The 25757-nt window shown below is 56.2% G+C and carries 12 protein-coding genes; 6 read left to right on the top strand and 6 right to left on the bottom strand.

What is annotated here, in order from left to right:
• Window positions 1-32: 32 nt before the first annotated feature.
• From H7849_RS15185 to H7849_RS15165, 5 genes are all read left to right on the top strand, one after another.
• Complete coding sequence (locus H7849_RS15185; RefSeq protein ID WP_186740416.1) at window positions 33-290, top strand: hypothetical protein; 258 nt, start codon at window positions 33-35, stop codon at window positions 288-290.
• A 191-nt stretch (window positions 291-481) separates the two neighbouring features.
• Complete coding sequence (locus H7849_RS15180; RefSeq protein WP_186740415.1) at window positions 482-3514, top strand: TonB-dependent receptor; 3033 nt, start codon at window positions 482-484, stop codon at window positions 3512-3514.
• Window positions 3515-3712: 198 nt separating this feature from the next.
• Window positions 3713-9931: a sigma 54-interacting transcriptional regulator gene (locus H7849_RS15175; protein ID WP_186740414.1), complete on the top strand. Its 6219-nt coding sequence runs from the start codon at window positions 3713-3715 to the stop codon at window positions 9929-9931.
• A 224-nt stretch (window positions 9932-10155) separates the two neighbouring features.
• Window positions 10156-10419: an STAS domain-containing protein gene (locus tag H7849_RS15170; RefSeq protein ID WP_186740413.1), complete on the top strand. Its 264-nt coding sequence runs from the start codon at window positions 10156-10158 to the stop codon at window positions 10417-10419.
• A gap of 66 nt (window positions 10420-10485) precedes the next feature.
• Complete coding sequence (locus H7849_RS15165; RefSeq protein ID WP_186740412.1) at window positions 10486-14574, top strand: two-component regulator propeller domain-containing protein; 4089 nt, start codon at window positions 10486-10488, stop codon at window positions 14572-14574.
• 752 nt (window positions 14575-15326) lie between these two features.
• On the opposite strand, the gene H7849_RS15160 is transcribed toward H7849_RS15165, so the two are convergent.
• The 5 genes from H7849_RS15160 to H7849_RS15140 all read right to left on the bottom strand — a co-directional run bounded on the left by H7849_RS15160 (window position 15327) and on the right by H7849_RS15140 (window position 23577).
• Window positions 15327-15794: a nuclear transport factor 2 family protein gene (locus H7849_RS15160; protein ID WP_222439660.1), complete on the bottom strand. Its 468-nt coding sequence runs from the start codon at window positions 15792-15794 to the stop codon at window positions 15327-15329.
• Between the two features lie 156 nt (window positions 15795-15950).
• Window positions 15951-16388, bottom strand: a complete 438-nt coding sequence (locus tag H7849_RS15155; protein ID WP_186740411.1) for a universal stress protein — start codon at window positions 16386-16388, stop codon at window positions 15951-15953.
• Window positions 16389-16498: 110 nt separating this feature from the next.
• Entirely contained in the window at window positions 16499-17974 is a 1476-nt protein-coding gene (locus H7849_RS15150; protein ID WP_186740410.1) for a CoA-acylating methylmalonate-semialdehyde dehydrogenase, read from the bottom strand.
• A gap of 248 nt (window positions 17975-18222) precedes the next feature.
• Window positions 18223-20211, bottom strand: a complete 1989-nt coding sequence (gene tkt, locus H7849_RS15145; RefSeq protein ID WP_186740409.1) for a transketolase — start codon at window positions 20209-20211, stop codon at window positions 18223-18225.
• A 924-nt stretch (window positions 20212-21135) separates the two neighbouring features.
• Complete coding sequence (locus H7849_RS15140) at window positions 21136-23577, bottom strand: ABC transporter permease (RefSeq protein WP_186740408.1); 2442 nt, start codon at window positions 23575-23577, stop codon at window positions 21136-21138.
• A 699-nt stretch (window positions 23578-24276) separates the two neighbouring features.
• Here H7849_RS15140 and H7849_RS27495 point away from each other — a divergent pair.
• Window positions 24277-24831 carry a GNAT family N-acetyltransferase gene (locus tag H7849_RS27495; RefSeq protein ID WP_186740406.1) on the top strand — a complete coding sequence of 185 codons (555 nt, stop codon included), beginning with the start codon at window positions 24277-24279 and terminating at the stop codon, window positions 24829-24831.
• 608 nt (window positions 24832-25439) lie between these two features.
• Here the strand turns inward: H7849_RS27495 and H7849_RS15130 are convergent.
• Window positions 25440-25604 (bottom strand): hypothetical protein, encoded by a 165-nt coding sequence (locus H7849_RS15130; protein ID WP_186740405.1) that lies wholly within the window; start codon window positions 25602-25604, stop codon window positions 25440-25442.
• Window positions 25605-25757 lie beyond the last annotated feature (153 nt).

Below are 25757 nucleotides of genomic sequence, written 5' to 3'. Positions count from 1 at the left end.
GTGCAGTTACAGCGGTCGGAGAGCAAAGGCGAATGCTCAAAATCCAGAGAGTCCAGAACGGAATCGTAATCTTCGGCCTGATCGGACGACTCGCCCTGGAAGAGATAGCCGATATTAAGAAGCTGCTTGCCTCGGAGCCCAACCATTTCGCCCTCAATCTGAAGGAACTGGCGCTTGTTGACCGGGAGGCGGTGATCTTTCTTGCGGAATGTGAAGCAGAAGGCATCGAGCTCAAGAATTGTCCGGCATACATCCGGGAGTGGATCACAAGAGAGCGAGGCGGTAGTTAGCTGTGCACGACTGACACCGACAGCCGACGCGAATGACACAAACGCGGCCTTCGCCGGAAGGATTTCCCCGCAGAATTAGGCATCTCGGAGATGACTGTGAAGGCCCCATCGAGAACGAGTGACGCAAGAGATGAAGGCGGCTGTTTCTGACAGTTTTGGGGTGGCCCGTTCGTCCGAGATTGGGGGGAGCCATGGCGAAAAACGAAACTGAGTGGACCGTAAGGTGGACCGAGGTCACGAACAAGTTTGTGGGGGCGCCTTCAGACACGAAACTTGCATCGTACCGACCTTTCATACTGTCAGCAGCGTTGGTGGTGCTCATTTCAGTTGGTGCTTGGTCGCAAACCGAGCTTGCGACTGTTTCCGGCACCATCACGGACGCCAGTGGCGCCGTTGTCCCCGGCGTCGGCGTCACGATTGTCAACCAAGACACTGGATTAAAACGGAGCAGTCTTACTGACGGTGTCGGCGAATACCGTTTCGCCGGCTTGCCAACTGGAAACTATTCTCTTTGCCTAGAGAAAACAGGATTCCAATCGCAGACTCGCGAAGGAGTTGAGCTCACTTCCGCTGCCGATGTGATGATAGATTCGCGACTCGCGATAGGCAACATTCAACAACAGATGACGGTCATCGCGAACGTTGCCGGGATCGATGACACGACATCGACTATCAATGGACTACTTCTAGAGAAGAGCCTGACGGAACTGCCACTCGATAACCGCGATCTCTTTAGCGCGGTTGCGCTGGTGCCTGGAGTCGCTCCTAACCCCAGCAGTGCTCCTTCATTGCTTTCGAACGGCAAGGCGGGGCAAGTGTCCATTAGTGGCATACGTCCGAATATGACGACCGTTCTGATCGACGGTATGGATGCGACCGATCCGGTCTGGGGCTATTCGCCCGCGGGCGCTTCGGGTTTTTTTCTCGGCCTGAATGAGTTGACGGAGGTCCACGTTTTGACCCAAACCTTCAACGCGGAGTACGGCGGGCATGGGGGCGCGGTCATCGAGATGATAACCAAGTCAGGCACTAACCAATTTCACGGATCTTTGTGGGAATTGCATCGGGATGCGTCACTCGACGCTAAGAACTACTTTGATTTGGGCACTAGCCCGATCCCGCCATTCGTCCGCAATCAGTTCGGTGCTGGAATCGGAGGGCCACTGAAGCGTGATCAAGCGTTCTTCTTTGTCAACTATGAGGGGTTTCGCGAAATACAGGCATCCACGGCGATCGCTACGGTACCAGATGCGCTTGCTCATCGAGGTTTGCTGCCATCCGCGAATAACCCAGCGGCCTGCACCAACGCCACTCCAAGCGGGTGCGTCGCCACTCCAATCAATGCTCTGATGCCACAATTTCTCAATCTGCTGCCTCCTTCGAACGGACCAGACAATGGGGACGGCACCGGCGAACTGATCACCGCTAACAAAGGCACTATTCGTGAAGACCATGGTATGATTCACATCGACCACAACTTCTCCAGCACCCATTCGCTGTTCGCGCGTTACACCGTAGATGACAGTTCTTCTCAGGTTCCATACATCGGGACGCCGCCGGGCACCTATGTGCCGGGATTCCCGGCTTTTCACCTGGCGCGGAATCAGTATGTCACTGTTCAGGACCGCAAAACATTCGGACCCGAATTGATCAATGAGTTGCGCTTCGGTGTCAACCGCACCACCGCGTCCACGTCAATCGATAATACGCATCCGGGCCTGTCTATTTCTTTGCTTCCTGACCGACCGTTCGGAATGATCGATATTACGGGTATGAGTCTGATAGGCAACAGCCCGGAATTTCCTTTAGGCGATTTTTCGACCGTTTATCAGGTTCAGGACCAAATGTCGCGTGCAATTGGTCGTCACACCTTGAAATTTGGCGTGGAGTTTCGAAGGCTCCAATACAATGGGCCGCTGGATTTCGCTGTTAACGGATTGTATAGCTTCCAAGACCTGACTCCCTTCGGGTTGCAGGGATCCAGCAACAACCCTGCACTCGAATTCTTCCTTCAAGGGTTGCCGCTGTCGTACGTGGGGGTCAATCCCTCCAACGCCGATTCTGACCGCGGATACCGTGAAACTTTCGCCTCTGGTTTTGCTCAGGACTTCGTGCGCGTGAACAGCCGTTTAACCGTAAATGTCGGGTTGCGCTACGATTTCTACTCGAATCCGACCGAAGCATTCGGCCGTCTCTCAGCTTTTCCAAACCCGGCGACGGATTCCGCGCCAACCGTCGGCAAGGTATTTTCCGGGACGCCGCTGGATCTTCTGTCACCCCAGGCAGGCTTTGCATGGAACGTCTTCGGCGACGGCAAAACTGTGGTGCGGAGCGGATTCGGCATCTATCGCGACCAACTCCCGGCAGCCCTGTTCGGTGTCGACCGGCTTCTACCGCCTTTCTTCGGTCTGGAGGAATTCGTTCTCCCTCAGTTTCTAAATACACAGAATGCTCTCCTGACCCAGCCGCTCGACGCTTTCGCGACAACCTACTACCCGAAGTTCCCGTACGCGCTCGACTATAACCTCAACGTGGAACGGGAACTCGCGCAGGGCATGATCCTCAGCGCGGGATACTTTGGTACGCGTGGCAATCACCTCACCCGCGAAGCCGAGGCGAACCCCTTTGAGCCGGCGTTAGGTCATCGCTATAATCCGAACTTGGCATCACCTCTGTTAGCGGATCTGACTGACGCGCAATCCTTCTATAATTCCTTCCAAGTGTCCGTTTCGAAACGCCATGCAGGTAATCTTTTCTGGCAGGCGTCGTACACATTAGCCCATTCCGTGGATGATGCTTCGGTGGATTTCGACATCGAATCTGTGAATGATCCTCCCGCATCTCAGAACATTTTCGATCGCAAGGGAAGCCGAGGCCGGTCAGATTTTGACGTTCGGCATAATTTCGTGGCAAATGTCGTTTACGGGCTGCCTGGAGGCGGACGTCTCCTGGGTGGCTGGCAGGTCTCGGCCGTTGCCAGCGTTCATAGTGGCCTCCCATTTACCCCAGTGCTGGCCTTCGACAATGCCGATTTGCAATCGCTACTCATTACGGAACGACCGGACCTTGTTGGCAACCCTTACGCGGGTGTCTGTCCGAATGGGGCCAGAGTGGGTACTCCGTCATGCTGGTTCAATCCAAGTGCTTTTGCGGTACCGCCTGCAGGTCAGTTTGGCAAAGCGGGACGAAATAGCCTGCGGGGGCCCGGCGTTCGCGCAATTTGACCCGGCGCTGTACAGGGCAAATCCTAACCACCGTCGGCTCCGGGCACCAGATTCAACTGGGCGGTCGGTTTACGTTCTGAAGGGCACCGGAAAGCCGTCGGACCGGGAGTCGCACGTGGATCACATCACGCAGCTCTATGGTTTCCTGTCAGAATAACTATCTGTTTTCGCTTAGCCCTGGCGACGAGGATGCTCTCAATGGCAGCAGCTTCTGAGTACATGTTGGAGCCAATCCGCGATGGCGCGGAATTCACGCTCTACCGCGCCCGACAGCACGGCAACCCGTCGCCCGTCCTGGTAGTAGCTCCTACCGCAGAACAACCGTTGCCCCAGAGTCTGCGCCGCCTTGAGCACGAATACTCGCTCGCAGCCGAACTTGAGCCCGCGTGGGCAGCCAAGCCTCTGGCGCTCACGCGTCACGAAGGACGGACAATCCTTGTTCTTGCCGACCCGGGCGGCGAGCCCCTCAACCGCATTCTTGAGCAGGACAGGGAGCAGCCTCTCGATCTGGCGCGTTTTTTACGCCTTGCCATTAACTTGGCAACGGCGCTCGGCCATGCCCACCAGCGGGGTCTGATCCACAAAGACGTCAAGCCCGAGAACGTGCTCGTCGACGAGGCCGGATGCGTGTGGCTCACCGGCTTTGGCATCGCGTCCCGGCTGCCGCGCGAGCGCCAGGCGCCGGCGCCGCCGGAAATCATTGTCGGCAGCCTTGCCTACATGTCCCCAGAACAGACCGGGCGCATGAATCGATCGATGGATACCCGCAGCGATCTCTACTCTTTGGGCATCACCTTGTATCAAATGCTGTCAGGCGGGCTCCCATTCGCTGCTGCCGATCCTCTCGAGTGGGTCCACTGCCACATTGCACGTCAGCCAGTGCCGCCCACCGATGGTCGGAATATCCCCAAGCCGCTGTCTGACCTCATCATGAAGCTTCTCGCAAAGAATCCCGAGGAACGTTATCAGACCGCCGCGGGCCTTGAAGCCGATCTTCGGCGATGTCTCACGGACTGGCAATCTCATGGCCGCATCGATTCGTTTCCTCTTGGCACAGACGATGCATCGGACAGATTGCTGATCCCAGAGAAACTATACGGGAGAGAGCGCGAAGTTGATGCGCTGCTTGGGACGTTCGATCGTGTCGTTGCCGGCGGAAGACCGGAGCTGTTGCTTGTCTCCGGATACTCCGGTGTTGGCAAATCCGCCGTGGTCAACGAACTTCACAAATGGCTTGTTCCACCCCGCGGCTTATTTGCGTCAGGCAAGTTCGACCAGTACAAACGCGACATTCCTTACGCAACAGTGGCGCAAGCCTTCCATAGCTTCATCCGCCCACTTTTGGGTAAGCCTGAGGCCGAGTTGAGCAAGTGGCGGGATGACCTTAATCAGGCATTACGTCCGAACGGATCGCTCGTTTTGGATCTGGTTCCGGAATTGAGATTAATCATAGGCGCGCAGCCGCCTGTTGCCGGTTTGCCGCCTCAAGAGGCGAAAGCTCGCGCGCACCTTGCATTTCGGCAGTTCATCGGTGTTTTCGCACGGCCTGAACATCCGCTGGCCTTGTTTCTCGACGATCTGCAGTGGCTTGATGCGGCAACACTCGACTTTCTGGAAGATTTGCTGGTCCAGCAGGATCTCGCCCACCTTCTTGTGGTCGGCGCTTATCGCGACAATGAGGTCGACGCGGCGCACCCGCTGATGCGAAAGCTGTCTGCAATCCGTGAAGCCGGGGGAAAAGTACAGGAGATCCGCCTGGCGCCGCTGGGCACCGGCGACCTGGGACACCTCATTGCAGATGCCCTACATTGCGATCCACGACGCGCGTCATCGCTCGCGCAGCTCGTACACGAGAAGACTGCCGGCAACCCATTCTTTGCGATTCAGTTTATCCGTGCCCTGGTGGATGAGAGGCTGATTGCTTTCGACCATGGAGACGCCCGATGGCAGTGGGATCTGAATGCTATTCGCGCCAAGGCCTATACCGAAAACGTCGTAGACCTTATGGTCGCCAAGTTGAACCGGTTCCCGGCTACAACCCAACGAGCACTTCAGCAATTCGCGTGCATTGGAAACAGCGCCGAAGCCGCCACCCTTTCTGCTGTTCTTGAATTGACTGAACAGGAAGTCGAAGCAGAACTGTGGAAGGCACTCAACCAGGAACTGATTGTCGAATCGGACGGCTTCTGGCGGTTTGGGCACGACCGCGTCCAGGAAGCTGCCTATTCCACCATTGCGCCAGAATTACGCGCCCAGGCTCATCTGCGAATTGGGCGATTGCTCCTTGCGCACACTCCCCCTGAAAAGCTTGAGGGGGCTATATTCGAAATCGTCAATCAGTTTAACCGTGGTGCCGAACTCATCACTTCAGAAAATGAACGCTTCCAGGTGGCTGAGCTCAACCTCGTCGCTGGCAAGCGGGCCAAGGCTGCTACAGCCTACGCCTCTGCCCTGAAATACTTCATCGCCGGCGAAGCACTTTTGAACAACGACCCGTGGGAGAGCCGCCGCGATCTTATCTTAGGGCTGGAATTACATCGGGCGGAATGCGAGTTCCTGACTGGCGAGCTTGCGGTTGCAGAGAAGCGCTTGACGACGCTTTCATCCCGCGCCGCGAACACCGTCGAGCGAGCAACCGTTCAGTGCTTGCGCATCGATTTGTACACGGTTCTCGAACAGCCCGATCGTGCTGTGGCCGCCTGTCTCGAATACCTTCGGCATCTGGGGGTCGAATGGCCAATCCATCCGTCCGAAGATCAAGCACGAAGCGAATATGAGCGAATCTGGTCACAACTCGGAAATCGCGAGATCGAGGAGGTGATGGATTTTCCCCTGATGAGCGACCCGACGTCTGTAGCGACTCTGGATGTTTTGACCAAGGTGTTGCCTGCAGCGTTGTTTACGGATTGGAATCTTGTTGCCATGGTCATCTGCAGGGCGATTAGTCTCAGCATCGAGCGGGGCAACAGCGATGGTTCATGTGTAGCTTACGTGTTTTTCAGTAAGGTTGCCGGACCGCGTTTCGGCGACTACAAGGCTGGATTCAGATTCGGTCAGCTCGGCTATGAGCTGGTCGACAGACGTGGCTTGGGGCGTTTCCGGGCCCGAACTTATCTCTGGTTTGCACAATTTGTCATGCCCTGGACGAGGCACGTCCGGGCCTGCCGTGGGCTGATGCGGCAGGCGCTCGAAGCGGCGACGAGGGCTGGCGATCTAACCGTGGTGGGATACAGCCTCGACAACTTGAATACAAACTTTCTTGCCGCCGGTGATCCACTGGCTGAGACGCAACTTCAGGCTGAGAATGGTCTCGAATTTGCCGAAAGGATGCGGTTCCGCCACCTGATTGACGTCATGGCAACGCAGCTTGGTCTAATTAGAACGTTGCGTGGTTTGACTTACAAATTTGGCCGTTTCGATGACGGACAGCTCAGCGAGGCGCTGCTGGAACAACACCTGAAAGCAAACCCCGCGACGAACGTGCCAGAGTGCTGGTACTGGATCCGAAAGCTGCAGGCGCGCTTCTTTGCCGGGGACTATCCTTCGGCACTCGATGCCGCAGCGAAGGCACAACCAATACTCTGGACATCGGCTGCGATGTTTGAAACGGCGGAATATCACTTCTATGCTGCACTTACTCATGCCGCATCCTGCACCTCCGCGGTTTCCAATCAGGACGACCCTTTATCTCAGCGTGTCGCGGAGGACGTCTATCCGTCCTTGCGCCCCAAGGAGTACCAGCAGCATCTCGAGGCGTTGGCGGCCCACTACAGACAGCTCGAGGTGTGGGCAGAGAATTGCGCGGAGAATTTCGACGACCGCGCCGCGCTGGTGGGAGCGGAGATTGCGCGCATCGAAGGCCGAGAGCTGGATGCAGAGCGCCTGTACGAAGAGGCGATCCGTTCGGCCGGCTCGAACGGCTTTGTCCATAATGAGGCGCTCGCCTATGAGGTCGCCGCCCGCTTTTACACGGCGCGCGGCTTCGAGACGTTCGCCGACGCCTATCTCCGGAATGCGAGAAACTGCTACGACCGTTGGGGCGCTTCCGGCAAGGTAAGGCTACTCGACGAACGCTATCCGCGCCCGCGTGAGGAACGAACTCCCACCGCTTCGGCCATGCTCGACCCGCCTGGCGGTCGGTTGGATATCGAGACTGTAGTGAAAGCGTCGCAGGCGATTTCGAGTGAGATGGTCCTCCCCAGGCTGATCGAGAAGCTCTTGCGAATCGCGGTGGAGAATGCCGGGGCTGAGCGGGGTCTGCTGATCCTGCGTGGAGGCGACGAATCGCGGATCGAAGCGGAGGCTACCACTGGCCCGGACAGGGTTGAGGTTGTATTTCGACAGGTAGCCGTTGCGCCGTCTGATCTCCCCCAATCCGCGCTGCATTACGTGATCCGAACACACGACGGCGTGCTCCTCGATGATGCCTCGTCAGACAACGTCTACTCCAAGGACGAATATGTGCAGCTGAAGCGCTCACGGTCGGTCCTATGCTTGCCGATCGTCAGGCAAACAAAATTCGTCGGCGCACTTTATCTGGAGAACAATCTCACTCCGGGCGCCTTCACGCCTGACCGGGTTACCGTTCTGACGCTGCTGGCTTCGCAAGCCGCCATTTCCCTGGAGAATGCTGCCCTCTATGGTCATCTGCAACTCCAAGTGGGGCTCTTGCAGCGTCTTCCCGTATCCGCCTGGACGCTCAAGCCTGATGGGACGCCGGATTTCGTCAATCAAGTTTGGCTTGAATTTTCCGGTCAGACGCTCGATTTCGTCCGGTCGCATCCCGAGGCCTGGATGACCGCAGTCCACCCCGAGGATCGCGAAGCGGCATCAAAGGCCTTTTGGGAGGGAATATGCTCTGGACAGGGTTTTGCGTTCGAAACCCGCTCTCTGCGCGCTCAGGACGGGACCTATCGCTGGCATCTCCAACAAGCCGTGGTCTTGCGCGATGCAGAAGGAAAAGTCCTCAAATTCGTCGGAACGACCACCGACATCGACGACCAGAAGCGTGCGGAAGAGAAGATCCGCCAAAGCGAAAAGGAAGCTCGCCAACTTCTCGACCTTTCGCCCCTGCACATCACCGAATTGGGGGCCGATGGGGCGCGCCTCTACACGAATCGCGCGTCACTGGATTATTTCGGCATTACTTTGGAGGAATGGCAGGACGCTGATTTGCGGCAGGTGCTGCATCCGCAGGACGCTGGGTTCGTGATAAATGAACTTCCTGCAAAATTCCAAATCGGATCGCCATTTGAATACGAAGCGCGGCTTAAGAGAAAGGGCGGACAGCATCGTTGGTTCCACTATCGCTTGAGTCCGATGTCAGACGAACAAGGGCGCATCACGCGCTGGTATGCCGCGGGGACCGATATTGAAGAACTCAAGCTGGCCGGGCAAAGGCTCCAGGAAGAGAACGTTTCGTTGCGCGAAGAAGTTGACAAGGCATCAATGTTCGAGGAGATTGTGGGAACTTCAGCGCTCCTGAAAAAAGTGCTCTCCGGCGTCTCCAAGGTCGCACCAACCGACTCCACCGTCCTGATAACCGGGGAGACCGGCACTGGAAAGGAACTTGTGGCGCGCGCCATTCACCGGCGGTCACGGCGATCTTCGCACGCCTTTGTGAGTGTGAATTGTGCCATGATCCCTCGTGACCTCATTGCCTCGGAATTATTCGGCCATGAGAAGGGCGCCTTCACGGGGGCGACTCAGCTCCGTTCAGGCCGCTTTGAACTGGCCGAGAAAGGCACGATCTTCCTCGACGAGGTGGGGGAGCTTCCGGCCGAAACTCAAGTTGTTCTTTTGCGGGTCCTGCAGGAACGGGAATTTGAACGCATCGGAGGAAAGGGGCCCATTCGCGCCGATGTCCGGGTAATCGCCGCCACCAATCGCGACTTAGAGTCCGCGATCGAATCGGGTACGTTCCGCAGTGACCTGTTTTACCGCCTGAACGTGTTTCCCATTGAGATGCCGCCTTTGAGGAAACGACAAGAAGACATACCCTTGCTCGTGACGTATTTCCTCAATCGGTTCGCAAGGAAGGCAGGCAGGCACTTTACCGCAATCGATAAACAGAGCCTTGATCTGTTGCAAACGTATGCATGGCCCGGAAATATTCGGGAATTGCAGAACGTGATCGAGCGATCTGTTATTGTAAACGAGACACAGACATTTTCAGTGGATGAAAGTTGGCTTTCCCCGAGGCCTTCGTCCCGCGGCGCATCGATCCAAACAAACCTCTTCAACCGGCCTCCCGCCCAGGAGAAAGCCCTAATTGAGGCTGTATTGCGCGAATGCGGAGGACGTGTTTACGGGCCCCGAGGCGCCGCTGCAAGACTCGGCATACCGCGAACCACTCTGGAAACGAAGATCAAGTCATTGAAAATCGATAAGAATCGCTTCAGAGGACAGATCTCCTGAAAGACAGCCACAGCACCCCGCCGGTTATTCACACCCCCCTGCAACTTTGCACCATATCCGTCAATTGACGGAATCCGTCAATTGACGGATACATCAATGTCTTTTATTTCAGTAGCTTACATTGGCTCTTGACTTGCGTCCTCAAACGCAGGGAATCGAGTAATGGGAGGGACCGCCTTTCAGCGCATCTTGCGGATTATGGGTCGTCTTCAGGAAGGAAACGAATGTTGAGAATTCACAGGAAGGCGAACGGTAACGTGGTCTTTAAATTGAGCGGCCGGATCGACAAAGAGAATATTGCCGAATTGGAAGCACTAATCGCCGCGGAAGGGACGGGTCGCCGCGTCACCCTCGACCTCAAAGACATAACTCTGACCGGGCAGGACGGCATCAATTTTCTCTTCCAGTGCGAAGAGTCTGACATTGCGCTGTTGAATTGCGATCCATACATCTGCGAGTGGCTTAAGAGACAGCGGACCGGAACGTAGCGCACGCCGATTCTTAATGAGAGGAAGAAGCGGAACATATCTCGCATTCACAAAGGGAATAATGCTGTGACTGCTTTTGCAGGTCAGGTCGAGGCAACGATGGTCCGTGGCGATTCAACGCGCAGAGTTGTTTCCTTCTCCTCTGCGTTGTTCCTGCGCCTCAAGAACTCACGAACGCTTATTGCAGCCAAGCTTTCGATCTTCCTTGGGATCGGGATCAACTTAACTTTGCAGTGTTCTTCGGCGTTTGCTCTGGATCCTCACGAGCCCATCGCGCAGCTCTACCACACCTCCTGGAATGCAAAAGAAGGCGTTAGCGGGAACGTGACAGCTCTCGCTCAGACCACGGACGGATACCTGTGGGTTGGAACCACCGACGGTCTCTTGCGATTTGATGGGGTCTCCTTCGAACGCTATCAACCTGAAGCTGGTTCCCTGACGGCCAGTTCGGTCTCTGCATTGATGGCTGTGCCTGATGGGGGGCTATGGGTGGGCTTCACGAGGGGTGGCGCGAGCTTCATCAAGAATGGCCGGGTCAGGAACTACTCAGACCCTGACGGGTTTCCGGTATACACGGTTCGGTGCTTCGCTCGTGATGAAACAGGATCAATCTGGGTCGCGGCGGTCGGTGGATTTGCGCGGCTGGAAGGCCAGCATTGGCAGCAGGCATATAGTGAATGGAATTTTTCGGACAAGACTGCATGGGCTCTTCTGGTAGACCGGCGGGGAACCCTCTGGGTCGCCACGGGAAGTCAGATCGTGTACCTGCCCGCAGGAGAGAAACGATTTCACAGCGCCGGGCTTCGAAGCGGAAAAGGCTCGGTGATGTTGGAAGCCCCCGATGCTTCCATCTTGTTTCAGGACGACGATCGCGGAAGGTTCTTGCGCTTTCGTTATGACGAGGCCAATGGATTCGAGGCTTTGCCCGACATCGGTATTCGCGTAAACTCGGCCATATTTGATCGCGACGGCGGGTTGTGGACCGGGAATGACGGATTGACTCGGTTGTCATTTCCTGATGGATTACGCGATCACAACCTCGAGCATGTGACGGAGAAGTTCACCCAAACGCAAGGACTATCAAACTCAGCCGTCGAGACGATTCTGGAGGACCGTGAAGGAAACATTTGGGTCGGAACCGGAGGAGGACTTGATCGATTCCGTCACCGAAATATTACTTGGTTTCCTCTGAGAGGAGGTCCCTTCAGCCTATTCGTCGGTCCCGACAGTAAAGTCTGGGCCGGGTCGAGGGGAACATCATTTCCTGTGGTCCGTGTCGAAGATCGAACATTGGTGGCCAACGGGCCAACCGATGTGTACACGGTCTATCACGATCCGGATGGAACGATTTGGTACAGCGGGAATCACACGCTGTTGCATTTGCAGGATGGGAAACTCGAGAAAGTCGCAGTGCCGGATGTAGTCGAAAAACTGAGACTCTCTGTTACACCACCTGATCCCATCATTGCCTCGTCGATCACCAGAGATCGTGCCGGCAATCTTTGGGTTGCATTCGGCGGTAGCGGAGAATTCCGCTTGACGAACGGCATCTGGAATTTCGTCCCGATTCTCCCGGACCATCCGGATTGGTCCGCCGGGTACACGATTACCGACAGCCTCGACCGCATTTGGCTTCTATGGGGAGACCGGATCGCTAGCTATGATCACGGCAACATACGAATCTTTAGCGCCAAAGAAGGTCTGGCCATCGGTCCGCCGGACGTCATGGCAGAATGCAATCAACTGATATGGGTTGGTGGTGAATCCGGATTGGCATTTCTCCAGGGAGGACGCTTCCACACTATACAGAGCGCTGAAGTTACCGGGTTCACGTCCGTTACTGGAATCGTGGTAACACCAAATGGCGACGTGTGGTTGAACACGGGATCGGGTGTCGTCCGCATTCCTGCCAGTGAAATCGAAACTGTGATTCAACATCCCGAACATAGGGTTACATTCGATCTCTTTGATCTGGTGACCGATTTGCCAGAACCAATTCAACGAGGGGAGGTTTATTCCCCGGGGGCCATTCAGGCTGACGATGGCAGCATATGGATTGCGACTAGAAGCGGGGCAGTTCGCGTGGACCCAAGTCATATTTACAAGAATCCACTTCCTCCGCCTGTTTCCATCCGATCGATTGTCGCCGACGGCAAAGTCTATTCTGCATTCTCCGATCTCAAGTTTCCGCCTTTAACAAACAACCTTCGCATCGAATATGCTGCCCCGAGTCTGTCAATTCCGGAACGTGTGCGTTTCCGGTACAAGCTCGACGAGTGGGACAAGAGTTGGCATGAGGCGGGCGGTCGCAGAGAAGCCTTCTTTACCCACCTGGCACCAGGAAAATACCTGTTCCGTGTGATCGCGTCCAATAACGATGGTGTGTGGAATCGAAAAGGTGCGACGCTCGCCTTTACCGTTGCGCCGGCATGGTTTCAGACAGTCTGGTTTCGGGGCCTTTGTGCCGCAATCCTTCTCCTGTTGCTTTGGGCCGGCTATCAATTGCGGCTCAAACGACTCCATCGGCACTTTGATATGGCGCTTGAGGCGCAGCGCGCAAACGAGCGCAACCTCCACCTGATCATCAATACGATTCCGACGCTAGCGTGGTCTGCGCGTCCCGATGGCTCCGTCGATTTCTTCAATCAACATTACCTTGACTACACGGGCATCACTAAGGGAAACGCGCAGGATTGGGGCTGGACGGCTGCGGTCCATCCCGACGACTTGAACCGGCTTGTAGACTATTGGCGCTCCATTCTGGCTTCGGGAGAGCGGGGTGAAATCGAAGCACGCGTTCGTCGCTTCGACGCACAGCATCGGTGGTTTCTATTCCGTGCGAACGCATTGCACGATCAAGTAGGCAAGATCATTAAATGGTACGGAACCATCACAGACATCGATGAACGGAAACAGGCCGAAGAACAGCTGCAACGCAGTGAGGCATTTCTCGCGGAAGGACAGTATCTCAGCCGAGTCGGCAGCTTTTCCTGGTGCATAGCGACTGAGAAAATCACTTGGTCCGAGCAGCTTTATCGCATCTTCGAGTTTGAAAAGGATGTACCGGTGACGATTGAGTTGGCTTTTACTCGGATCCATCCGGAAGATCTCCCGATGATGCAAGACATGGTAGAACGGGCGCGCGAAGGCGCCCGCAGCTTCGAGTACGAATACCGGCTGCTGATGCCTGATCACTCCCTCAAGTACTTGCAGCTGATTGCGCACGGAACAAGAGACCGGGAGGGCCGACTGGAATACATCGGTGCGGTTCAGGACATCACACAGCGCCGCCTTGCGGAAGAGGCACTGAGTAAGGCTCGATCGGAGCTCTCGCAGGTGACAAGAGCAACCAGCCTCGGGGTCATGACGGCGTCGATCGCGCACGAAATCAATCAGCCCCTGTCGGGCATTCTTACCAACTCGAACACTTGTATGAGAATGCTGGCCGCCGATCCCCCGAACCTCGAAGGGGCGCGCGAAACGGTACGACGAACCATTCGGGATGGGAACCGCGTGTCAGATGTCATCACGCGACTGCGGGCGCTGTTCGGGAAGAAGGCAGTCGCGTTCGAAGCAGTGGATTTGAGTGAGGCCACCCAGGAGGTGATCGCGCTTTTGTTGCCTGAACTCCAGCGAAATGGGGTGATCGTACGGTCTGACCTGGCCAACAATCTTCCGGCTGTCTCAGGTGATCGAGTGCAGCTGCAACAGGTCATCCTGAATCTCTTCAGGAACGCTTCAGACGCAATGCGTACCGTTGAGGACCGTCCAAGACAGTTGACGATCAAGACCGAACTAGAGGCCGACAATCACGTGTGCTTGACCGTGCAGGACGCGGGCCTGGGGTTCGATCATCAATCAGCGGAGAGATTGTTCGAGGCTTTCTACACGACGAAGAATGATGGCATGGGAATTGGGCTGTCAGTAAGTCGCTCTATTATTGAGAGCCATCATGGGCGTCTGTGGGCAGCACCTAATGATGGTCCGGGAGCTACATTCTCCTTTTCTATTCCTTGTTTAGTCGAAAGTGCGGTGGCTGCTATCCGGTCCGCTGGTGACGTCGCTCGCGCAACATTGGAGGACAGTCAATGGCTCCGTCACGCACACTCATCCCAGAATCGAAATCGAGACGGTGATCTTTCTTGCGGAATGTGAAGCAGAAGGCATTGAACTCAAGAATTGTCCGGCATATATCCGGGAGTGGATCACAAGAGAGCGAGGCGGTAGTTAGATAGTAATACGGGTGAACACATCAAGTGTTTCACTTGCAAGATGCGCCCGGTTCGTGGCTCATGAGAAGCCTGGAGTTATGAAAAATCTCAACAGCGCAATCTCGATTGAACAGGCTTATGCCGACCGTAGATCTGTCCAAATCATAGGTGGCAGCCCGGCTCTGGAAGCCGCCCTCGTGGAGGTAGAGCGAGTGGCACCGACCAATGCCACCGTCCTGGGGCTTGGAGTTTTGCTCTTGTCCGCGATTTCGCTTTTCGACAGGCTTCAGCGGGCCTTAACGGCCGTGTGACCGATCCACGGGGAGATGCACTAATGTCGCCCGAGTCATGACGGTACAGAGACGACGCTTACCCTTTTTCGTCGTCTAGAAAGTTTGAAAGACTTGTGAAAGCAGATTCTCCATCATTCACAGTGAGGCAGCGCGCGCGTGGCCAGACTTTGTCAGCGAACTTCGGTAATAGGGGAATCATGATTGACCGGCAGATACGAAGCCCCCATGCCAGCTAAAGCTTCTGGGAATTTTGGGGCAAGCGCTCGACACCTGCGCCGATGACATCGCCGCCCTGATGCGACGGTTCGCGGACTCCGTTGTGCCAAACCTGACACTGACATCTGGAAGAGCGGCCGTTAGCTACAGCGAGCCTGCGGCAGAGGCGAGAGACCCGCGAAACTGCTTAAAGGCCGAGATCACTTAAGCCCGGGTGGCCATCTGGCCGTCTTCCTAGAGACCAATGGAACTTTCGATCGGCTTCAGTGATGTGCAACTCATTGATGCTCGCATGCCGTGTATGCATCAATCCCTGTTCGTCGAACTCCCAATTCTCATTTCCGTAAGCACGGAACCAGTTCCCTGAATCATCGCGGTATTCGTAGGCGAACCGTACCGCGATGCGATTGCCATGGAACGCCCACAGCTCCTTGACGAGTCGGTAGTCCAGTTCTCTCGTCCACTTGCGGGTGAGGAATGCGACGATCTGTTCTCTGCCGATCGGGAATTCGGCGCGGTTCCGCCAACGTGAATCAACAGTGTAGGCAAGAGATACTTTCTCAGGGTCACGCGTGTTCCAGCCGTCTTCGGCAAGGCGAACCTTTAGAGTGGCTGTCTCTTGTGTGAAGGGAGGCAGTGGTGGACGTGAAGTCATGGCAATAAATTCCTTTCCGGTCAATAAGATTGTTTTCAGCGTTGAATTTAGCTTGCGCTCACTGAACGTGATGATCGGAGACCCATCGCGGCCTTCCCGAGTCGTTCGTCTCTTGCTTTCCCCAGGCTTACTTCTGCCCCACCGATCAGCAGTCCTTCAATGAACTCCGAGGACGTCGCATGTGGCCCTTTCTGCAAGTTCGTGAGTGGTATTGCTAGACAGCCATCCAGCCAAACCGTGGTCGAGATGGATCCCCAGCACGAGCAGGTCGATGTGCTTCACCCGCACTGCTTCAAACAGGGAATCGGTGACTGGCCCGCTGCTCAGAACAGTTTCAATTTCGATGTCGTGTTGCCTAGCTTCTCTTCGTGCCATTTCCAACAGTTGTGCGAATGATGCCTGCTGATCCTCTTCCATGATTTGGCGCGCTTCAGGACCTAACACCGTGGCATATGCGGCATATAGAGGAAGAGAGGGCGTGACGGCCACAGCAGTCAGAGTTGCATGGAACGTCGCGGCGAGGCGAATTGCCTGTCGTAACGCTCTGTGTGCTGCAGCTGATTGGTTCAGTCCGATAAGGATGTGACTATACAACGATCGACCTCCCACCCACGGGAACCCAGCTGACGCCAGGGTTAGCTCGCCTTCTTATGGGCAAGATTTATGCGGATTCAATACCCTCGCACGGACTCCGCAGTCTGTTGTCAAAGTTCGGTGGCTGGTCCGCCGTGCGGCCAGCGTTGTGTCACGTTCTTGGTGCGCGTGAAGAAGCGGATGCTGTCCTCGCCATATTGGTTCAGGTCGCCGAAAGCTGAGTTCTTCCAGCCGCCATGGCTGTAGTAGCCGACAGGCGTTGGCAGGGGAAAATTAACGCCCACCATACCCACCTCGACCCCGGCAACGAAACGCTGGGCCCAGTCTCCACTGCGCGTAAAGACCGTAACTGCGTTGCCCTGGTGGTGGACGTTCGGGTAGCTTAGCGCCTCCTCGAACGTCTCCGCGCGAACAATCTGCAGCGTGGGGCCGAAGATCTCGTCCTGGTAGCTCTGCATTGACTGCGTGGCGTGATCGATCAGGGTCGGCCACAAGAAGAACCCCTCTTCGTGCCCCGGCAGGCTTCGCCCCCGCCCGTCGATGACCAGCTCGGCGCCCTCGTCGACAGCCAGTTGAATATAGCTCTCGATCTTCTTCTTGTTTTCGGGGGTGACGACCGGACCCATTTGCGCATTGGGATCAGTGGAGACGCCAATCCTCAGCTTTGGGATCTCCTCGAGCAGGCGCTCGCGAACCGCCTCGGCCGTCTCCTTGCCAACGGGCACGATCACCGGCATGGCCATGCAGCGCTCGCCTGCAGACCCGAAGGCCCCGGCGAGGATATCCACGACAGCCGAGTCGAGATCAGCGTCGGGCAGAATGACGCCGTGGTTCTTCGCTCCGCCCAGGCATAGCACGCGCTTGCCGTTGCCCGCGCCGCGCGCGTAGACGGACTTCGCCACGGCCGTCGAGCCGATAAAGGTTACGGCCTTGATGTCCGGATGATCCCCGATCGCTTCGCCGACCTCCTGGACACCCTGCACGACATTGACGATGCCCGGCGGCACGCCGGCTTCGTGGGCGAGCTCGACGATCCGGAGGGCCGCGGAGGGTACGCGCTCCGATGGCTTCAGGATGAAGGCGTTGCCCACGGCGATGGCCGGGGTCAGCATCCAGAGCGGGATCATGCCGGGGAAGTTGAAGGGCGGAATTCCGGCAACGACTCCCAGTGGTTCGCGGATGGAATAGACATTCACGCCAGGTCCCGCGCCCTGGGTGAACTCGCCCTTCTGCAGATGCGGGACACCGCACATAAACTCCACCACGTCGAGGCCGCGCTGCAACTCGCCGTTGGAGTCGCCGAGCAATTTGCCGTGTTCGGAGGACATCAGGTAGATAAGCTCCTGCCTGTGCTCTTCGATCAATGCCTTGAACCTGAAAATCACACGCGCCCGGTGCAGGGGGTCAATCGCGGCCCAGGCGGGTTGCGCCGCCTTGGCGGCCGCGACAGCCTCACCAAGGATTGCGGCGTCACCGTGCTCCAGAAGGGCCTGCACCTGCCCGGTGCTGGGATCGTAGACAGGGCTGGTGAGTGCGCCAGGGCGCGTGACGCTCTGGCCGTTGATGAAATGGCTGATCGTGCGCATAGGTTTTTCCCCTCCTCACTATCGACTCCGAAATCGGCAATGCGCCTTCGGAGCGACTACCTCGTCACGGAAGAAACTCTCGCGCCGAGCAAGAGTATTCGCACCGAACTCTGGAACACCTCTCGATCGGGGCAAGTCCGTCGAGTCATGAGTGATAAGTCGTCACTGAACAGATTCCAGGCTGCTCAAACTTTCGCCCTGCTATCAAACATCTACCTGGAGCACGACCAGCGATCCCTGTAGCCTGTTCACTGCTTTACGATCTTGTTCGCCCTCGCCGCGACATTCTCCGGCGTGAAGCCAAGCTCGGACATCACGATCTTGCCCGGCGCCGACGCACCGAACCGATCGAGTCCAACAACGTCGCCGCCCGTGCCCACATACTTCCACCAGCCCTGTGTGGCGCCCGCCTCCACCGCCAGCTTGGGCACATCCGCCGGCAGCACGCTCACCCGATACTCCGCTGATTGCTCCTCGAAGACCTTCCAGCTTGGCATGCTGACCACACGCGCCGTGATTCGGTCCGCGGCAAGCAGTTTGGCCGCGCCCAGAGCCACTGAGACTTCTGACCCTGTCGCGATCAAAACCACCTGCGGATGCGCCGCGTCCTCCAGAACGTAGGCTCCCTTGCTCACGCCGCCGTAAATGTCATGCTTCGATGCGTCGATCACCGGCAGATCCTGCCGCGTCAGCGCAAAAAACGTAGGCCCCCCGCGCTCCAGCGCCAGGCGCCACGCCGCTGCTGTTTCGTTCGCATCTGCGGGGCGAAAATCCGTCATGTGTGGCACCGCGCGCAATGCCATCAGGTGTTCAATCGGCTCGTGCGTCGGTCCGTCCTCGCCCAGGCCAATCGAATCGTGCGTGAACACAAACAACGAGTTTGCTTTCATGATTGCTGCGATCCTCAGCGCCGGTTTCGCGTAGTCAGAAAAGACGAAGAACGTCGACCCGAACGGCCGTAGTCCTCCGTGCACCGCCATGCCGTTCACTGCCGCGCACATGCCCAGCTCGCGTACGCCGAAAAACACATTGCGCCCGCCCGGATCGTCTGCAAAATGCGGTGAGTTTTTGAAGATCGTCTTGGTCGACGCCGTCAAATCTGCCGCGCCGCCGAACAGCTCCGGCACATCATTGAAGATTGACGCCATCACCTGCTGACCCGCGTTGCGCGTCGCCATTGGCTTCTCAGTCCCGAAGCTGGGGATCGCCTTCTCCCATCCGGCACGCAGCTTGCCAGCCTGCGTCCGCTCGAACTCCCCAGCGAGCTCGGGGAATGCACTCGCATAGCTCGCGAAAAGGTCGTTCCACTCCGCTTCCTGCACTGCCCCGCGCTCTACCGCTTTGCGCCAATTGGCTAGTGCATCGTCCGGCACATAAAAGCTCTGATCTTCTGGAAATCCGAAGAACTTCTTCGTTGCGGCCGCATCTGCCGGCCCCATCGCCTCGCCGTGAACCCTATTCGTACCGGCCCTGGGGCTTCCGTACCCAATCACAGTGCGCACCGCAATGAATGACGGCCTATCTTTCTCGGCCTTCGCCGATACAATCGCTGCTTCAATTGCCTCCAGGTCGTTCCCGTCTTCCACGCGCTGCACGTGCCAGTTGTAGGCCTCGAACCGCTTATACCTGTCCTCGGTGAAGCTCCATTCTGTCGGCCCATCCAGCGAGACGAGATTGTCGTCGTAAAGCGCGATCAGCTTACCCAGCTTCAATGTTCCCGCCAATGACGCCGCCTCGTGCGATAGGCCTTCCATCAAATCGCCATCGCCGCAAAGCATGTATGTATGGTGATTCACGACGTTGAAGCCCGGCCTGTTGTAGGTCGCCGCCAGATGCTTCTCCGCGATGGCCAGTCCTACCGCCATGCCGAAACCCTGCCCCAGCGGCCCGGTCGTCACTTCTACGCCGTCCGTCCACCCATATTCGGGATGCCCCGGCGTCTTCGATCCGAACTGGCGGAAGCTCTTTAGGTCGTCGAGGGTGACTTTGTAGCCCGCCAGAAACAGCGTCCCGTAGAGCAGCATCGACCCGTGCCCGTTTGATAGCACAAAGCGGTCACGATCGGCCCACCTCGAGTGCGCGGGACTGTGCTTCATCAGCTTGTGAAACAGAAGGTACGCGATCGGTGCGCAGCCCAGCGGCGCCCCAGGGTGCCCGCTCCTGGCCTTTTCCACGCTATCCACGGCGAGCATGCGCAACGTATCAATTGAAAGCTGATCGATTGAAGTTGAAACCATATTAGTAGTTCCGGGCATTTTGGAATCATCCTTTCACTGAAGCGCCAGTCGCGGCGCGAATTGCTATGGGAAATTCGTACCTAGCGCCCCTGAACAAGCCGGTTTCTTCGAACAGCAGCGCTTCGCAGCGTCCGGCCTACGTGCCGCAAATGCCACAAAATGATGATGCCTTTTGCCGCTGAGCGAAGAGCGATTTTTCGTGCAAACTCTAAAACATCCCGTATGTCGTGCACATGTACTCCGTGTCGGCGCTTGTCGCTCTCTGGTCGACTTCTTTCCCCCAGTGGCGTATCCGAGAAGGTTCGGATCCGGCCGCCACAGCAATTAGGCCTGAAGTAAGGAAGCAGAGCAATTAAACGAAAGTATCCATTGATACTTTCGTATAGGTCGCCGCGACGCACGTCGGGTTACATCCAAACATCGCCCAGATCATTTGGAGCTTAATGAGAGGAACTTCGTGGTGCCATTCATTCCAGATCAGAAGCGGTATTGCCACAATCGATGCAAGTGCAAGAAGACAGATCGTCGAAGAATTGAACCAATCGAGCCGATCTCCCTGTAGCAATATCGTCGTCAGAGATCCCAGACCGATTATGACCAGCAGCGTGCCACGCCAATCAAAGATCCTGAACCTCCCGTAGTGAGGTGCATCCTATGGTAAGGCATACCAAACAAGGACTGCGGCTACGGCAGCGAGAGGAATGGATTGCAGGAAAATAAAATGCCAAGCCACGTAGTTCGGTCACTGACGCATAGGCGATGATCCAGGCGCAACCCTGGAATACGCCTTCAAGAGGCTCGAAAACGCTCAAAGAGTGAGTTAGCGATTTATCACCAACCGACCTAGACTGGATGGAACTGCCTCGCCCCTTCCTTATGCAGCTCTCGGCTGCACGAGTAACTTCGAGACAGCAGTGCACGGCCTCATTCGTCACGAAGTACGGCAAGAGGATCAACACGCGTCGCTCGTATTGCAGGAATCAAGCTGGCGAAGAACGACACGAAGACAAGCAACACAGTTACCAAGAGAAAAGTTGTGAGATCGCGAGAACTTACTCCATAGATCATGCTCGTAATCACACGGCCTAGAGCGAATGCTGCAACCAGTCCGATTCCTATGCCTGCGAGCGTAGGCTTCATCCCTTGAACTACGACGAGGCGCACGACATCGCGCAACGTCGCGCCAAAGGCGATGCGCAAACCAATCTCCCGCAAGCGCCGCTTCACCGCGTAGGCAAGGACGCTGTAAATACCAATCGCACAGAGAACAAGTGCCAGCGATCCGAAGATGGCAAGCAACTGCATATTGAAACTATGTTGCGTCAAAGTTTCGCCGACAAAATCTTCGAGCGTCATCACGTTATCGACAGGAATGTCCGGGTCAACCTGGTGGATGGCGTTCGTTACTGCAATCGCAAGGTTTTGAGAGGTTGTACTGCGCACAGTCATCTGCAGCGGGTACGAATCCCATGGGCCCATAGCTGAGCTAACCGTCTGCGCCAGAGGCCAATAGAGTGTAGCGATGCCGGCGGAGCTATCCAGGCCTTGTTGTTTCACATCGCCGACGACTCCCACAATCTCTCGCTCTTTGTCCGGGAAGAAAGACAACTTCAGATGGCGGCCCATGGGACTTTCGTTCGGCCAGAATTGCTTCGCCATACTCTGGCTGATGACAACTACGGCTGGGGAGTCTGCCGTGTCGTCTGCGCTGATATCGCGTCCTTGCAGCACAGGAATATGCATCGTCGGCAGATATCCCGGGGTTGCCACGCGGACGGATACTTCAGGCTGCTCCGATAGTGCGACAGCGGGATGCCCCTCAATGGCCACCGGCTGATTGGAACCGCCGTTCAGTGGCAGATTGTCGACCGCTCCGGCGGATGCGACGCCGGGGAGTGAGCGCACGCGCTGAAGTATCTGATCAAAGAATTGCGCTTCATGCGTCGCATCTTTGTACTGGTGCTTATGCACTAAAACCGAGAGCGTGAGAACGTTGTGCTCGTCGAATCCAGGGTCGATCGTCTGCAGCTTCCAGAGACTCCGAATCATGAGCCCCGCTCCGATCAGCAGGACTAGCGAGAGAGCCACCTCAATCACAACTAGCGCAGAGCGGGTCTTGCTGGTGCCGCTGTCGGCATCCGTGCGGCCAAGACCTTGTTTCAACGCATCATTTAGTTCGCCCTTCGTCATGCTCAAGGCTGGCAATAGGCCGGAAAGAATGCCTGTCGCAATGGAGAGTACGAACGTGAAAGTAAGTACAGGGGCATCAAGACCGATTTCACCCATGCGCGGCAATTTGTCAGCAAAGAATTTGATCAGCAACTCGATACCAAAATGAGCTGCAACCAGCCCGAGAACACCGCCAAATAAAGCAATGATTGCGGATTCGCCCAGCAGTTGCTGGATGATGCGAGGTCGGCTGGCGCCAAGCGCGGAGCGGATCGCGATCTCCTTGCGGCGCTCAAACGTGCGCGCAAGAATAAGGTTGGCAACGTTGGCGCAAGCGATCAGCAGCACAAATGCTACAGCGCCAAGCATCATGAGCGCCGCAGGACGAACTTCGCCAACTGTTTCTTCCCGCAAGGAGCGAGCCAGCGCGCCCCAGCCTTTGTCATCCTCGGGATAAGCCTCTTCAAGATTCTTCGAGATCTTGTTCATCTCAACCTGAGCTTGCGTAAGAGTGACGCCAGGCTTGAGGCGGGCAATTGCGAGAAAGTGATGTTCGCCCCGCACCGCCGCTTCTTTGGCAGTCAAGCCAAGAGGAGTCCAAACCTGGGCAAAGTCAGGTTTGGTCATCTTCGGCCCCATCACCCCGACGATGACATATGGTTCTCCATCAAAGTTGATTGTCTTGCCGAGCACACTAGGGTCCGAACCATAGTGACTTTGCCAAAACTTATAGGTAAGGATGACCTCATGATTATGACCCGGGCGATCTTCATCGGGTAGAAAGATGCGTCCGTAAAGAGGCTGAACGCCCAGTACGGAAAAGAAGCCATCACTTACGGGGGACGCACGAATTGCTTCAGGCTTTGCCGTTCCGGTGATGTCATAGCCGGCGCCCGTGTATAGCGCCATCTGCTCGAATACGTGATTCTGCTTTTGCCAGTCGAGAAAATTCGCAGCCGATACAGAGAACTCTGTCATTCCCGGAAAGCTTGACTGAGGCGGAATATGCCATAGCTGCACAAGGCGGTTGGCATCGCGGAACGGCAGCGGCTCCAGCAAAACTGCGTGCACCACGCTGAATATCGCAGTATTTGCCCCGATACCGAGCGCCATGATCATGACTGCAACAAATGCGAAACCCGGACTCTTCCGCAGTAGTCTCAGGGCAAACTTCAGATTCCGAGTAAATGCTGTCATTTTCTTGGCTCCATCAATATGAAAGCTGCAATCTCCATGCCAGTCCTAGACTCTAAATCTCTTTTCGGATCAACTCCTTCACGTAGCCAAGAGGCAAGGGTCTGTTCACTATTGAGCGTCAGTTGTCCGATAACGGGCACAGGTAGAGCGACATCTCTACCGAATATCACCGCATCCACGGTACGCGCTTTCCGGCGTTGTTCCTAGTGTGTCTCGGAGGGCTTGACGCTTAAGGGCGTAAGGGATGCCGCGCCGTAGTTCGATCTGCACGGCCGCGTTTTCGGTGGCTGCCATCTTAGAGCAGAGAGTTAACGCGGTTGGCTCTTCTGCCTGTGGGAGAGTATCGAAGGGGTCATCACGACCGGATTCCTGGAGTGGCCGCTGAACGAAGCGGCTCCGAGAATCGGGTCAATGGTTGAGCATTGGCCAGGGCAACACGCCTGCGAGCAAAAGAATGAAATCGACTCGCGCCTCGAAACGAAGGCTCTCGACGATCCTAGAGCACAAGGTAGGATCGCACCATCCTAACTAAGGTTATTGCTCGCCGACGTCGATGCAGCGTGACAATGTGCCTGTAACCTTTTCTGCAAGGGTGCAGTCATAGTTGGTGCCAGTTGATTCTCGATTTTCGTGTCAATGTCTCGATATCCGCAGACGACGCGAATCACTGACTGAGCACCGGTCCTGAAAGGTTCGGACATGTCACAGAGCACGTGGCGACTTGCGCAGGCTGCGGACGATGATTCAATCGCTGACATGTGCCGACATCTGTACCTTGAGGACCCCGGTCCGTCACCCATCCCGCAAGAGAATATCCATACCACTCTAGTGACCCTCCGTCGCAGCCCCTATCGCGGTCGAGCGGTTGTTCTGGACGTTCAAGGAAAGGTATCTGGGTACGCACTGCTGATTGCGTTCTGGTCAAATGAGTTTGGGGGTGACATCTGCGAGGTCGACGAGCTGTTTGTCATTCCGCAACATCGAAACCAAGGTCACGGGAGCGCTTTGTTTGCGGGCATCGTACAGGGAGAATTGTGGCCTGGCGCAATCACAGCCGTTGCGCTGGGGACTACGCGGGACAACGCTGCAGCGCGGCGATTATACGCACGGCTCGGCTTCGCGGAAGTTGGCCTAGCAATGATATGCCGTATACAGCAGAGGGTCGATTTGACGGCCGCTTCGGAAGCCTCTCGGCGTAATCTGCAATCATCTCCTCAATCTCCCAATAAAGACGCGAATAGTTTTCAAACCTGATAGGCGTTTCTTGTAATGTGGGCGTGGAATATTTAGAAAAAAGCAGTGCCAAGAAATCCTTCGCCAGTTCACAAGCAAGATTGGCATGAGCTCAAGGCCGCAATTTGATTGTCCATCTACTCTCCGACGAATCCGATGAGTGCAGGTGTCGCAATCGTGTCGATGAGCGCGGAAGGTTCATTTCATCAGCTTCTTACGACCGAGTACACCTGAAAGGCGGTGTATTGGCGAGAATGCTGCCGCTGCACGGCAGAGGTCGGAGCAGGGAACTCGAGGGTGCTGGCGAGGGTGCTGAAGGAGTGTCTACCAATGCTTTCTAGTGCGTTTCAGTGCTTACGTTAGCCAACGGTGCTCATGAGTTTCAATGAGTTATATCTGAATTCTGCCCTGTCACGGCAGAGGTCGCGGGTTCGAGCCCCGTCGTCCCCGCCATAGATTCTAAAAGACTTAGAATCGAATGGCACCCACAATGACAATCAGATTTGGGTTCGATAAAGGTGCGACAAGCCGAAATTTGCCCTAAATCGAGGTGTACTTTTCAATCGTTTCACCCACGACCTCTGCTCATCCCGATAAATTGAGCACGAAGCCGTTGGTACAAGGTTCGTCTAGCGACTAGCGGGAATTTCCATCCGCGTTGCAGCCGCGTCCTGAACCATCATTTTCACAACCTTGCTCTGTGCCGCTCGCTTATTCGACGGCACTCCCTGGGTGTAGACCTCAATTGTGATTCGACTGATAGCGTGTCGCAAAAGCTCTTGAACAGTCTTCACGTCCTCTCCCTCGGCAAGATCCAATTGTCCAAGTAGCACTCGTAAGCAGCTCGGGTCGAAAATGCTTTGCGTTCGTCGCGCTCTCCCGTCAATTCTTTCAGTCGGTAGTGTGCTACGAGTTCCGCAATCATGCCTGGTCTATTCTCTGCCTGT

Origin of the sequence: Alloacidobacterium dinghuense, assembly GCF_014274465.1 — a bacterium.
Classification (GTDB): Bacteria; Acidobacteriota; Terriglobia; order Terriglobales; family Acidobacteriaceae; genus Alloacidobacterium; species Alloacidobacterium dinghuense.
Note: the sequence above shows the minus strand (reverse complement) of the source record. Positions and strands in the feature narration are given on the sequence as shown.

Excerpts from the sequence above, each read along its gene's own strand:
- H7849_RS27495 (WP_186740406.1), top strand. The coding sequence starts at position 24,277 with ATGTCACAGAGCACGTGGCGACTTGCGCAGGCTGCGGACGATGATTCA.
- H7849_RS15185 (WP_186740416.1), top strand. The coding sequence starts at position 33 with ATGCTCAAAATCCAGAGAGTCCAGAACGGAATCGTAATCTTCGGCCTG.
- H7849_RS15160 (WP_222439660.1), bottom strand. The coding sequence starts at position 15,794 with ATGACTTCACGTCCACCACTGCCTCCCTTCACACAAGAGACAGCCACT.
- H7849_RS15170 (WP_186740413.1), top strand. The coding sequence starts at position 10,156 with ATGTTGAGAATTCACAGGAAGGCGAACGGTAACGTGGTCTTTAAATTG.
- H7849_RS15180 (WP_186740415.1), top strand. The coding sequence starts at position 482 with ATGGCGAAAAACGAAACTGAGTGGACCGTAAGGTGGACCGAGGTCACG.
- tkt (WP_186740409.1), bottom strand. The coding sequence starts at position 20,211 with ATGGTTTCAACTTCAATCGATCAGCTTTCAATTGATACGTTGCGCATG.
- H7849_RS15140 (WP_186740408.1), bottom strand. The coding sequence starts at position 23,577 with ATGACAGCATTTACTCGGAATCTGAAGTTTGCCCTGAGACTACTGCGG.
- H7849_RS15150 (WP_186740410.1), bottom strand. The coding sequence starts at position 17,974 with ATGCGCACGATCAGCCATTTCATCAACGGCCAGAGCGTCACGCGCCCT.
- H7849_RS15175 (WP_186740414.1), top strand. The coding sequence starts at position 3,713 with ATGGCAGCAGCTTCTGAGTACATGTTGGAGCCAATCCGCGATGGCGCG.